General features: G+C 36.7%; 9 protein-coding genes, 3 tRNA genes and 1 rRNA gene. All 13 read right to left on the bottom strand.

From position 1 onward, the window contains the following. Nucleotides 1–56: 56 nt before the first annotated feature. Nucleotides 57–129, bottom strand: a tRNA-OTHER gene (locus EG342_RS25060). Between the two features lie 52 nt (nucleotides 130–181). Next, nucleotides 182–255 (bottom strand) — tRNA-Ala (locus EG342_RS03330). A gap of 90 nt (nucleotides 256–345) precedes the next feature. Further along, a tRNA-Ile gene (locus EG342_RS03335) sits at nucleotides 346–419 on the bottom strand. A gap of 197 nt (nucleotides 420–616) precedes the next feature. Then, nucleotides 617–2,133: ribosomal RNA gene (locus EG342_RS03340) — 16S ribosomal RNA — on the bottom strand. Nucleotides 2,134–2,923: 790 nt separating this feature from the next. Further along, a complete protein-coding gene (locus EG342_RS03350; protein WP_123868022.1) occupies nucleotides 2,924–4,144 on the bottom strand; it encodes an IS4 family transposase in 1,221 nt (406 codons plus the stop codon). Nucleotides 4,145–4,998: 854 nt separating this feature from the next. Next, nucleotides 4,999–5,679, bottom strand: coding sequence for a hypothetical protein (locus EG342_RS03355; RefSeq protein ID WP_103288406.1), 681 nt, complete (start codon nucleotides 5,677–5,679; stop codon nucleotides 4,999–5,001). A 4-nt stretch (nucleotides 5,680–5,683) separates the two neighbouring features. Next, complete coding sequence (gene rfbD, locus EG342_RS03360) at nucleotides 5,684–6,547, bottom strand: dTDP-4-dehydrorhamnose reductase (protein ID WP_103288407.1); 864 nt, start codon at nucleotides 6,545–6,547, stop codon at nucleotides 5,684–5,686. 36 nt (nucleotides 6,548–6,583) lie between these two features. Beyond that, a complete protein-coding gene (locus EG342_RS03365; protein WP_103288408.1) occupies nucleotides 6,584–7,069 on the bottom strand; it encodes an acyl-CoA thioesterase in 486 nt (161 codons plus the stop codon). A 70-nt stretch (nucleotides 7,070–7,139) separates the two neighbouring features. Then, complete coding sequence (locus EG342_RS03370; protein WP_103288409.1) at nucleotides 7,140–7,643, bottom strand: OmpH/Skp family outer membrane protein; 504 nt, start codon at nucleotides 7,641–7,643, stop codon at nucleotides 7,140–7,142. Nucleotides 7,644–7,707: 64 nt separating this feature from the next. Next, entirely contained in the window at nucleotides 7,708–8,256 is a 549-nt protein-coding gene (locus tag EG342_RS03375; RefSeq protein ID WP_103289244.1) for an OmpH/Skp family outer membrane protein, read from the bottom strand. A gap of 8 nt (nucleotides 8,257–8,264) precedes the next feature. Then, complete coding sequence (bamA, locus tag EG342_RS03380) at nucleotides 8,265–10,799, bottom strand: outer membrane protein assembly factor BamA (RefSeq protein WP_103288410.1); 2,535 nt, start codon at nucleotides 10,797–10,799, stop codon at nucleotides 8,265–8,267. Nucleotides 10,800–10,826: 27 nt separating this feature from the next. Then, nucleotides 10,827–11,576 (bottom strand): isoprenyl transferase, encoded by a 750-nt coding sequence (locus EG342_RS03385; RefSeq protein WP_103288411.1) that lies wholly within the window; start codon nucleotides 11,574–11,576, stop codon nucleotides 10,827–10,829. Between the two features lie 5 nt (nucleotides 11,577–11,581). After that, nucleotides 11,582–12,472: a type IX secretion system protein PorG gene (porG, locus tag EG342_RS03390; protein ID WP_103288412.1), complete on the bottom strand. Its 891-nt coding sequence runs from the start codon at nucleotides 12,470–12,472 to the stop codon at nucleotides 11,582–11,584. Nucleotides 12,473–12,682: the final 210 nt, after the last annotated feature.

The following is a 12,682-nucleotide window of genomic DNA, read 5'->3' on the forward strand; positions in this document are numbered from 1 at the left end:
GAACAGATATTGTTTTTGGCTCTATCCGTAACTTTTAAATTAAGCTTTCAAAACTGTGGAGAATAAGGGAGTCGAACCCTTGACCTTCCCGATGAATCGGGACGCTCTAGCCCCTATCGGCTAAAATCCTGTGTTTTATTTTATAAATATCTTCTATTCTTGTTACATTACTGTAACTATGTGGAGAATAAGGGAGTCGAACCCTTGACCTCCTGCGTGCAAGGCAGGCGCTCTAGCCAGCTGAGCTAATTCCCCTCTAGTCGAGTGTAGGAGTAGTAGGGTTTGAGCCTTTGAGCATTAAACTCATATTCTCGTATACTCTAAAACTCTTGTACTCAAAATTAGTAGTCTCGGGCAGGCTCGAACTGCCGACCTCTACATTATCAGTGTAGCGCTCTAACCAGCTGAGCTACGAGACTTTGTTATGAGTAATGAATGATGAGTAATAAGTAATTCCTTCTTCCTCTGCATTGCTCAATCTCTTTCCCTAATACTAATTTCTAGTGGGTGTTGTATTTTTTTATATAATCAACCAAACAAAAAACTAAAGCTTTACTTTAAGTAAGTACTTGTATCCTAAGATACTAATTTTGTTTATCGTCTAAAAGACGCTCTAAAATGAGATGTTCCAGCCGCACCTTCCGGTACGGCTACCTTGTTACGACTTAGCCCTAGTTACCTGTTTTACCCTAGGCAGCTCCTATTACGGTCACCGACTTCAGGTACCCCAGACTTCCATGGCTTGACGGGCGGTGTGTACAAGGCCCGGGAACGTATTCACCGCGCCATGGCTGATGCGCGATTACTAGCGATTCCAGCTTCATAGAGTCGAGTTGCAGACTCCAATCCGAACTGAGACCAGCTTTCGAGATTTGCATCACATCGCTGTGTAGCTGCCCTCTGTACTGGCCATTGTATTACGTGTGTGGCCCAAGGCGTAAGGGCCGTGATGATTTGACGTCATCCCCACCTTCCTCTCTACTTGCGTAGGCAGTCTCACTAGAGTCCCCAACTTAATGATGGCAACTAGTGACAGGGGTTGCGCTCGTTGCAGGACTTAACCTAACACCTCACGGCACGAGCTGACGACAACCATGCAGCACCTTGAAAAATGTCCGAAGAAAAGTCTATTTCTAAACCTGTCATTTCCCATTTAAGCCTTGGTAAGGTTCCTCGCGTATCATCGAATTAAACCACATAATCCACCGCTTGTGCGGGCCCCCGTCAATTCCTTTGAGTTTCATTCTTGCGAACGTACTCCCCAGGTGGCTAACTTATCACTTTCGCTTAGTCTCTGAACCCGAAAGCCCAAAAACGAGTTAGCATCGTTTACGGCGTGGACTACCAGGGTATCTAATCCTGTTCGCTCCCCACGCTTTCGTCCATCAGCGTCAGTTGTTGCTTAGTAACCTGCCTTCGCAATTGGTGTTCTAAGTAATATCTATGCATTTCACCGCTACACTACTTATTCCAGCTACTTCAACAACACTCAAGACCTGCAGTATCAATGGCAGTTTCACAGTTAAGCTGTGAGATTTCACCACTGACTTACAGATCCGCCTACGGACCCTTTAAACCCAATAAATCCGGATAACGCTTGCACCCTCCGTATTACCGCGGCTGCTGGCACGGAGTTAGCCGGTGCTTATTCGTATAGTACCTTCAGCTACTCTCACGAGAGTAGGTTTATCCCTATACAAAAGAAGTTTACAACCCATAGGGCCGTCGTCCTTCACGCGGGATGGCTGGATCAGGCTCTCACCCATTGTCCAATATTCCTCACTGCTGCCTCCCGTAGGAGTCTGGTCCGTGTCTCAGTACCAGTGTGGGGGATCACCCTCTCAGGCCCCCTAAAGATCGTAGACTTGGTGAGCCGTTACCTCACCAACTATCTAATCTTGCGCGTGCCCATCTCTATCCACCGGAGTTTTCAATATCAAATGATGCCATTCAATATATTATGGGGTATTAATCTTCCTTTCGAAAGGCTATCCCCCAGATAAAGGCAGGTTGCACACGTGTTCCGCACCCGTACGCCGCTCTCAAGATTCCGAAGAATCTCTACCGCTCGGCTTGCATGTGTTAGGCCTCCCGCTAGCGTTCATCCTGAGCCAGGATCAAACTCTCCATTGTATGTTTGTCTGACTCACTCAAAGTTTTTTAACGCTTTAGTTTTTCCTTACTTGGTTGTTATATTATATTTCAATGAACTTCTTGTCTTTCGCTTTTCAACGAAGCACTCTCTTCTGTCAGTGGCGCTCCGTATTTGCGAGTGCAAAAGTAAAACTTTATTTCTTAATGACCAAATGTTTTTGAAGAAAATTTTAAAGTTTATTTTGTAACCTTAATTCCTCTCTAACCCTCAATCTATCTACTCCTGCGCTCCCTTAATTGGGACTGCAAAGATACTAACTTTATTTTAACTCGCAACCTTTTTTATTAAAAAGTAAAAGTTTTTTTTCGTCTCGTTTCTTTCGTAGATCTTAATGTTTATGCTTATCTAAAAGCCCTTCTGCGCTTACCGAATATCTTTCGTTTTTCAGTGGGGCAAAGATAGAAACTTCCATCATACCACGCAACTTTATTTAACATAAAATTTACTTTTCCGTAATATTTAAAGGTAAAGTACTGGTAGGCAAGAAGAAAAATTTTAAACAAATGTTTGAAGGATCAGGTGGAAGTGTCAGAGCGTTGGAGAGTGGGAGGGAAAATGAGGGTCTGGGGAGTTTTCTATTATGAGTAATGGGTAATGGGTAATGGGTAATGGGTAATGGGTAATGGAAGATATGCCATATATATAATGTGGTGCAGTTTTCAAAAATCATTTTGAAATACGTTTGGGCTAAAGCCAGGGGAATATGATTTATTTATTTGAGTGGGCTAAAGCCTAGTGGTGGTCGGAAGAATGTCCGACCATTTTATTTTAAGTTTTAAAGACTTTATCAGGATTTCCACCTGCCCCTATTATTAATATGGATATGGCAAGGTTTCTTATCTCCATAGCAAATCTTCTTTTGGCTGTTTTATATCCTATATTATTTGCTTTTTTATAGATCAGTATAAGCATAGCTGTAATAAGAGTCATGTAAATCATTACTTCTATACCATTTTTATTGAGTGAAAGAAGATGACTTGCATGAAGTTCCTGTTTTAGAAATCTAAAAAAAACTTCAATATCCCATCTTTTTCGATAATAATTCGCAATATCTTTTGCAGAGATTTGAAAGTCATTGGTCAGAAACCAAAATTCTTTTTCAGGTTGCTGTTTGCTGCTTACTACAACCAATCTGAAATGTGTTTCAATTTGTTCCTCTTTATTATAAGTTTTCCCTTTTTGAGTTGGGACAGGTTTTGACGAATATAGCTTTACTAAACTGTCTTTTATCAGTACAATTTCTCCTAAGTCGATATTCTGATCTTTTTCAATAAAAGACTTTATTTCTTCATGTTTTCTATTTTCTTTAGATCTTATAACAAAAAACACCCCTTTATCATCAAATTCTTTCATTCTTTGGGCAGAACCCAATCCTTTATCTATAATATAAATATTGGCATGTTCTTTTTCTCTTTTCACATGTTGCAATACAGCTTCAGAAAGAGCATTATCTTCTGCACAGTATTTGGGAGTATTGTAAATTTCAACTCCGCAAGGAAGTAGTCCATCAAATAAGACACTGTACTTAATAAATTTCTTACCTCCGTTTTGAGCAATGCCTTCTTTTAATTTTCCAGCGGCTTCACCAATAACAGTGCTATCTGTTCTTATTAAATCATATTTTTCTCTTTCTGCCGGGTTATAGGAATCACAGAACATATTATAAATACAATCGTAGATTTCTTTAAAGTATCCTGAATCGATTTTCGAAAGCCTCTCAGAAATAGAACTGCGTCTGACAGTTTCAGTTTCATCAAGATTGAATAAAGCCTTAAATACAGGATCTTTAAATGTGTCTTCCAGTGTTCGCTGGCTTAATTTTTCACTGCTGATAATGGCAAATAATAGAAGATAAAACATCTTTCTGCCTTGAAGAACTTTAGAATAATGATCTACTTTAGTATTGGCTGAAAGATGGGATAAAAGGGCTTCAGGAATAAAGCTTAACAACTGGGAAACTGAAATTTTGTGTTCGTTGAAAATGGACATATTAATAAGTATACTTATCAAAGATAAAACTTAAGTAACCAAAAATGAAAATCGGAAGAAAAAATCTTCCGACCACCACTAGGCTAAAGCCCACTCCTATTGATGGCCGAGCGTTTTATTAATGTGAAGGAATTATCATTCTGTATTTATATAGGTATTCTATTCATTGTTGTCACTATTGTTTTGATCTAACCCTATAGTTGTCATCCTGGAAGGATCCAGGTTCTGGAAATAAAGTACAACGGGCTAAAGCCCGTTGCTATTGATAATATCGCTTTAACTGAAATACCCGAATTATGGATAATGCTCCCCGGATCTCTGCGAGATGACAAAAGAGAGTTTATATCGGAATAATAATGAGGATAACAAATTGAAGTCGCCCTAATCTTATCATAACTTATATTATTGAAAATGGAGAATGGAGAATTGAAAGTAGAGAGTTGAAAGAAAATAAAGTAACCAAGTGGTATTAGGGAATGCAACATTACTTATTACTTATTACTTATTACTTATTACTTATTACTTATTACTCATTACTTATATCCCTAGCCCCGATAGCAACGGATACCCCGCAGCAAGCGTTGGATCCTTCGGCTACGCTCAGGATGACAGCGCGGGCGCGAGGAGTATGAGTGGATAGCGGGAGAAAGCTCCTGAATGGGTTTGAGAGTAAGAGGGTTGGAGAGTAGCGAAAGGGGGTGGTATGTTTTATTTGTGCAATTTGAAGTCTGTCGAACGATAAAAGACACCTATTTATGATGCAAGAATCTTTTCAATGAAAAAAGTAAACAAAATATATAAAAAATACCTGGCTATTATTAAAACCAGGTATTAGCTATTTATACAATATACTTTTATTGTTTATCTTCTTTATAAATCATACTTAAAAACTCTGCAAAGGATTTTTCTAATCCTACAATATCACCGGATTTCAGATTTAGACCTCCGGTTCCTGTGTTATCCGGTTTAACTTTTAAAGGCGAAATCTGAAAATACAGATTATCATCTCCTGTTTTAGGCTGTACCTTTATCGTTGATCCTAATAGTTTTTTTGTTGAGATCGTATAAACCTCTCCGGGAACTATTCTTAATTTTAAAAAAGATCTCGGTGACAGGACATAATCCTTCTTATTGATGTTTATTTTTTGATCTTTTTCTGAAGAAGCGAATACATACATATCTGCATTCTGGACAGTCAGCTTTTCTTTCGGTGTATAATATAGTGCGATCTTATAGTTTGCAGGATTGAATGGCTGGGGTGTGCCGTCAATATTTTCAAAAGGTTTCAATTCAAATGTATTGGCACCAATCTCTTTTGCCTTCTTATATATTAATGAAAACACGGTTCCATCATCTTTTGAGAATCCCTGAACTTCGATTATACCTAAGTAAACAGCATCATTTATTGATTCAGCTTTTTTATAGAAGAATTTATCCTTATTATCAATAGTTTTTTCTACTTTACTCAGATAAACATTTTGTGCGTTCCATAGCTGGGTACAGATTACAGAAAAGATGATTGCTAGATTTTTCATATGATTATTGTTGTAAAAGTATTTCAACACATTCTTCAAGGCTATTTTCCCAATGTTTTGGTTCTATTTTATAGGTATCTTCTATTTTATCTAATGACATGGTACTTCTCACCGGTCTTTTCGCCGGAGTTGGGTATTGCTCCGTAGTTAAAGGGTTTAATTTGACAGAAGACTTTGAAAACTCAGCAATTTTTTTTGCAAATTCAAACCATGTGGTTTCCGGATAGTTTGAGAAATGAAATATACCAAAGCTTTTATTAGGGGTTTCGATAATTTCCAAAATTGCTTCGGCAAGATCATTAGCATTTGTAGGTTGTCCGAACTGATCTGCAACAATTCCCAATTCTTCTTTTTGAGAAAATAAATTAAGCATCGTTTTTACAAAGTTCTTATTAAACTCTGAATAAAGCCACGAGGTTCTAAGGATAATTGTTTTAGGATTAATTTCCAAGGCCAGTTCTTCTCCTCTTCTCTTTGATTCTCCATATACTCCTATTGGATTGGTAAAATCATCTTCGGAATAGGCAAGATTGGTATCTCCATCAAAAACATAGTCTGTAGATACATGAATTAAAATACTTTTGGAATCAAAACAAGCCTGAGCGAGATGTGCTACTCCTTCTGCATTCACGGCAAATGCTTTCTCTTTTTCTTTTTCTGCAAGATCTACGGCTGTATAAGCAGAAGCATTGATACAGTAGTCTGGTTTATTATCATAGAAAAAATCATTGACCTGCTCTTCGTTTGTAATATCCAGGGTTGTAGAATCTGTAAATAAAAATTCGTATTTATGTTCAAAGTCAGGGGCAATTTTTCTGATACAGTTTCCTAATTGTCCATTACTCCCTATTACTAGTATTTTTTTCATCTAATTTTATTAGTTTTAAATTATAAAAATTTACACTTAAGAATTTTTTGCATTCTGAGATCTTAAGAACTTGACTCTTGACTGGAAGTCTTTCTGAATTAAATCTACATAAAACTTCTGAAATACGTCTTTTATATCTTCAGGATGAATTTCAGATTTTCTTGTTTTAACATTAAAATAAATTACGGTAACCCAAAGCACAGCATGAACAGTTTTTTCGTCTAAACTTTTCATTAAGATTTCAACTTTCGCTGTTCTGTCCTGTATATCGATGGTTTTGCTACTGATCACCACCTGGGTATTATATCTTACTTCTTTTAAATAGGCAATTTCATTTTGAATCGCAATCCAGGTACAGCCGGTCTGTTTAGTATATTCTTCATACGTGAATCCGTAAAATGTCTCCACATGATCTTCTCTGGCATTGAACATATAGTCGAGATATTTGACATTATTTAAATGCCCGATCGGATCACAATCACTAAACCTAACTTTTACCGTGGTTGATACTTCTTTTTCCATTCCGCAAAAATAAAAAAACCACCTCTAAAAGAGGTGGTTAGTTTTATAAATCTTTGTTAATTTGCTGAAATTATTGAATTCCTAATTCTTTCTTTACAGCTGGTGTAGCATCCGCCCCTGCTTTGTAAAGGAAAGCTGGAGAGTTTGCGTCCATCACATACTCATATCCGTTAGCTTTAGATACTTTTTCAACTGCTTCGTTCAATTTTTTCTCAATTGGACCAAAAGCTACATCTTGTTTAGCTTGTAAGTCTTTTTGAGCTTTGTCTTGCATTTGAGCAATTTCTTCCTGGATTTTTTGTAATTCAGCTTCTCTTGCTTTGTTCTCGTCTGCAGTTTTCTTAGGAGCTTCTTCGCTGTACTGCTTTAATTTAGCTTGTCCTGCATCTGCTTTCTTCTTAATCTCAGCTTGTTTAGTATCTAAGAATGTTTTAAGATCTGCATCTGCTTTTTTCTTTTCAGGCATTGCATTAAGAACTCCCATTACATCTAAAGTAGCAATTTTTTGAGCTTTTGCCATACCTACAGACACAACCATCATCACTGCTGCAAATAATACACTTAATTTTTTCATAATTGGTAAATAAATAATTTAATTTGTTTTTAGATTTTAAAATATAGCAAAGGTTAATTTTCTATTACTTTTTGCTGTTAGTTTTTTCTTTTTTATCTGATCCTTTCAGCAAAATAGTCAACACCTTTTCTGTATAATCGTATTTTCCCTGAAGAAAAATAACACTAATGTTATTGCTTTTATCAAGAACTATGCCCAATCCATTTTTTTCGGACATTGTTTTGATGGCTCCCCAGATCTGATCCTGAAACGGAAGAACAAGGTTTGTTCTCAACTTCGTAATCTCGCCATTGGCTCCAAAACGTAAGCTTGTTGTCGTTTTAACATTTTTTTCAAGATCTACGACTTCTTTTTCTCGTAGTTTAAGCTGATCCCCTATCAATAACACTTTTTCACTTTCAAAAGCCGCTTTTTTTCTTTCGTATTCTGACTGTAAATTCTGAAGTTCAGACTGCCAGGTATCGATTTGAGAATTTAATCTTGCTTCGGCTTCTTTATACTGAGGTAATTTATTTAAAATTTCATTAGTATCTACCACTCCTATTTTCTGAGCGTTGCTAAGCCCGAAAAATAAAAGCAACAGGAATGTGAAAGTTATTTTAAAGTTCTTCATATTTATAATTATAGTGATTGGTTCATCAAGAAGTGGTTTCTCCATCCGGATGGATTTCCTCCGAGTGTTTTATCAAATCCGTATGCAAAGTCAAATCCAATCAATCCAAATGCTCCCATATAAACTCTAACTCCGATTCCGACTGATCTCTTTAACTGGAATGGGTTATAATTTCCCCAAGAATTCCAAACGTTACCTCCTTCAGCAAAAGTTAATGCATAAATTTTGGCTGTCTGGTTCATCGAAATTGGATATCTAAGTTCTAAGGTAAATCTGTTGTAGATTGTTCCTCCTCCTTTTTGAGTAATATCTGTGTCTTCACCTCCATATGTGCTGGCATTTTCATATCCTCTCAAAGGAATCAATTCTCTACCATCGTATCTACCTCCAAATAAACCGGTACCTCCAACATAGAATCTTTCAAAAGGCGGAGCTCCCAATTGTTTATTATAGCCGTCCATGAATCCCATCTCAGCAGAAGATCTCAACACAAGTTTCCCAACGATTTCATTATATACGTCTGCTTTAAACTTAATTTTATAGAACTCCATCCACTTGTATTTATCAACTTGTGACATGTTAGAGTAGTCTTTGTTGCTAAATAATGAATATGGAGGTGTCAGCTTTGCCGAAAGTTCAATATTTGAACCTACTGTAGGGAAGATTGGATCTATCCCGGCAGAGTTTCTGCTTAATCCTAAATTGATACTAAAGTTATTCGCATTTCCGTTATATTCTGTAGTATCACCAAACTGGAACGGATAGTTATTAAAGTCATACTTTTGGAACTGTATCCCAGTGTAAAGTGAGAAATAGTCATCCGGCCAATTCAATAATCTGTTTAGACCAACTGATGCCGAGAATATGTTAAGTTTTTGAGAACCTCCATATGCATCGGAATATTTTACTCTTGAGTTGTTCAAACTTACAGAAAGTGCTGTTGCTCTTGTTCCAAACAACCAAGGTTCTGTAAATGATACCCCATAGTTTTGGAAATACTGTCCTGCCTGAACCTGGATAGAGAAAGTTTGCCCATCTCCTTGTGGTACAGGTTTGAAGTCTTTAAATTTAAGGAAGTTTCTTAACGAGAAGTTATTAAACGTTAACCCTAAAGTACCGATAAAGCTATTACCACCGTAACCAGCCTGTAACTGCACCTGAGAGGATCCTTTTTCTACAAGCTTCCAGTTAAGGTCCACGGTATTATCTTGCTGATTCGGCTGAATATCTTGTCCGATCTGTTGTGGATCAAAGAAAGACATCCCTGCTAAATCAAAATAAGTTCTCTTTATCTCGGTCTTCTTAAATAGTTCTCCAGGTTTTGTTCTTAATGCTCTTAAGATAACGTGGTCATGGGTAGTTGTATTTCCCTGCCAGGTTACTTTATTCCAGGTAGCCTGTTCTCCTTCTGTAATTCTAACTTCCAGATTTACGGCATCTCCCGATACCGATTTTTCTACTGGCGTCACATTAGAGAAAAGGTAACCGTTGTTCATATAAACGGACTTGATATCGGAGTCATCTTCTTTACCTCCGTCTTCACCAACTTTTTTGTTGAATCCTACGGCATCGTAAATATCTCCCTTCTTATATCCTAATAATCTCTGTAAATATTCTGTAGGGTACACTGTATTTCCGGTGAATGTAATGTCTCCGATATAATACTTTTTACCTTCGTTCAATTTTACATTGATCTCATAGTTGTTCTTTTTGTTTCTCCAAACGGAATCTGAAACGATCTTAGCGTCTCTATATCCCAATGAGTTATAATAGTTAACAAGACTTTGCTTGTCTTCCTGATATTTTTCCTCGATAAATTTTGAAGATTTTAGAATTCCACCAATACCGAAACGTTTTTGCTTAGTTTCTTTAAAGGCTTTATTTCTAAGCTTACTGTCAGTAACGCTTTGATTTCCTTCAAATTCGATATGATCGATCTTAATTCTTTTCCCCTTATCTACGTTGATCGTCCAGTCTACTAAAGCAGGATCTCCTGCATTTATCTTATCCTGGATAGTGATTTTAGCGTCTGCAAAACCTTTTTTAATGTAGTCTTTAGGGACATTTGTTTTAAGACTTGACACTAAATTTTGGGTAATCTTGGTTCCAGGTTTCAGATTATTGTCTTTAGCAAGCTTTTCGCTTTTAGACTTACCAATCCCTTTTCCAGTGAATTTCACTTCTCCAAGTTCTTTCAGGTCTTGAAGGTAGAATCTCAGAACTACAGTCTGGCCGTCGATACTTTGAACGTATACTTCAACTTCAGAAAAAGATTGAGTATCCCAAAGCTTTTTAACAGCATTACTGATTTTTTGCCCCGGAATGTCTACACTTTCTCCCTTGGCTAAGCCTGTAAATCTTAAGATCTGGGCTGGTGTGTATTTTTTTACCCCATCCACAACAATGTCCTTAAGTGTATAAGTGCCTACTTCATTTTCTGCGTGTACAGCATTACTTACCTTTGTGCTGTCCTGTGGAGTAACTTGTCCATAAAAATGTGCAGAAGCAGCAAACATAATGATGGGTAATAGTCTAAACTTCATTTTATCGAGTCTTTCTTTTCTTAAAAATTATTGGCCTTGTAGCTGTTCTCCGGTTAATCCGTATCTTCTTTCTTTGTTTTGATAATCAACAATACATTGGAAGAAGATATCTTTGGTGAAATCGGGCCACAAGACATTTAAAAACTGTAATTCGGCATAAGCAATCTGCCAAAGAAGGAAATTACTTATTCTTATTTCGCCACTTGTTCTGATTAGTAAATCTACGGGAGGAAAATCTTTGGTATAAAGATAGTTTTCGAATAGTTTCTCATCAATATTCTCAACATCCACCTTCCCTTCTTTTACATCCGAACTTATATTTTTTACGGCATTCAGTATTTCATTTTGTGAGCCATAGCTTATTGCCAATACAAGGTTTCCTTTTGTGTTTTCTTTTGTGAGTTCTACCACCCGCAGCAACTGATCTCTTACTAAAGAGGGCAGTTTTTCCAGGTTCCCTATGACATGCATTCTCAATCCTTTGCTGAAAATCTCTTCTGCTTCCAGCAGTAAGGTCTCCACAAGCAGATTCATGAGGGTATTCACTTCTTCGGCCGGACGACTCCAGTTTTCTGAAGAGAACGTATACAATGTTAAATAAGGGATATTGACCTCATTACAAGCATTAATAGCATTTCTTACAGCATTAATGGCATTTTTGTGACCGAAAGTTCTTTCTTCGCCACGAGATTTTGCCCATCTTCCATTGCCATCCATAATGATAGCCACGTGCTTTGGTAAATTCTCAGAATCTATTTTATCTTTAATCAACGACATATTAATTAATCACAATAACATGGAGGTCTTCCAAACGAGAAAGTTAATCCTAAGCTGAAAGTATTCATCCAGTCTTTAGAATTAGTATCTCCAATATTTCTCTTGTTCACAAACTCATTTTCTCTTTCTTTAGCCACCGCATAATAATTGCCGGACTGCAGTAATGAGCCACCAGTAACAGGGTCTAAAATATCTGCATTAAATGAAGTCTTTACATCTTTAGATAATATCTGACTATGATCCAACTGATCTGTCAAAGTATATCTAAATGTAGCTTCTGCAAATATTGCCCAGGTATGGTTAAATTTATATTTCAAACCTACTCCAAAAGGAATATGCATGGTTACTTTCTTTCCTAATGAATATTCTGTTGTGGTTTTAAAATCCAGTTCATTAATCGGAGCCTGAGCTACCCCATCCGCATCTCTTCTAAAATCATTTACCAGATTTGCTTTCGGTGCATCAAACATTAAGGCACCAATACCTCCAAAAATATATGGGCTTACCATACTTATCTGCTCATTATTTACCGGGAAAAAGTTATATTCAAACATTAAACTTGCCTCATATACATTGTTTTTCCCATATGAGTTTCTATTTCTTCTATATTCTTCTTTCGCAGCTTTATCACTAAACTGAATCTGGTTATATCCAAGATCCAATCTAATTGTCTGATGCGGGTTAAAATTAAATCTATATAACACCCCTCCGTAAAATGGGATTCCCCAATCTGACATTCTGCTTAAATCCAACGGCTTTTGTAAAATATAATTTGTCCTTCCTACATCTCCCACTAGGTTACTCATACCTAGACGAACTCCCAATTCGTTTCTTTGTGCCTTAACACTTACCACTCCGAGGAAGGCAAGGAAGCTAAACAATAATTTTTTATTCATAAAAGAATACGGATTTATGGTTATTTTAAAATTTAATTTTTGCAAATATAAAACATTTTTATATTAATGATAATCTTAATGTTTAGTTAAAAATAAACAAAAAAACATAATTTGTTATAAAGTAAACGGCAAAGTGGCAAAAATATTCTTTTTTTCATAGATTGAAAACCGACAAAGTATGAAAAAACCCCCAATAAATGAGGGTTTAAA

Origin of the sequence: Chryseobacterium lactis (genome assembly GCF_003815875.1) — a bacterium.
GTDB classification, from domain to species: Bacteria; Bacteroidota; Bacteroidia; order Flavobacteriales; family Weeksellaceae; genus Chryseobacterium; species Chryseobacterium lactis.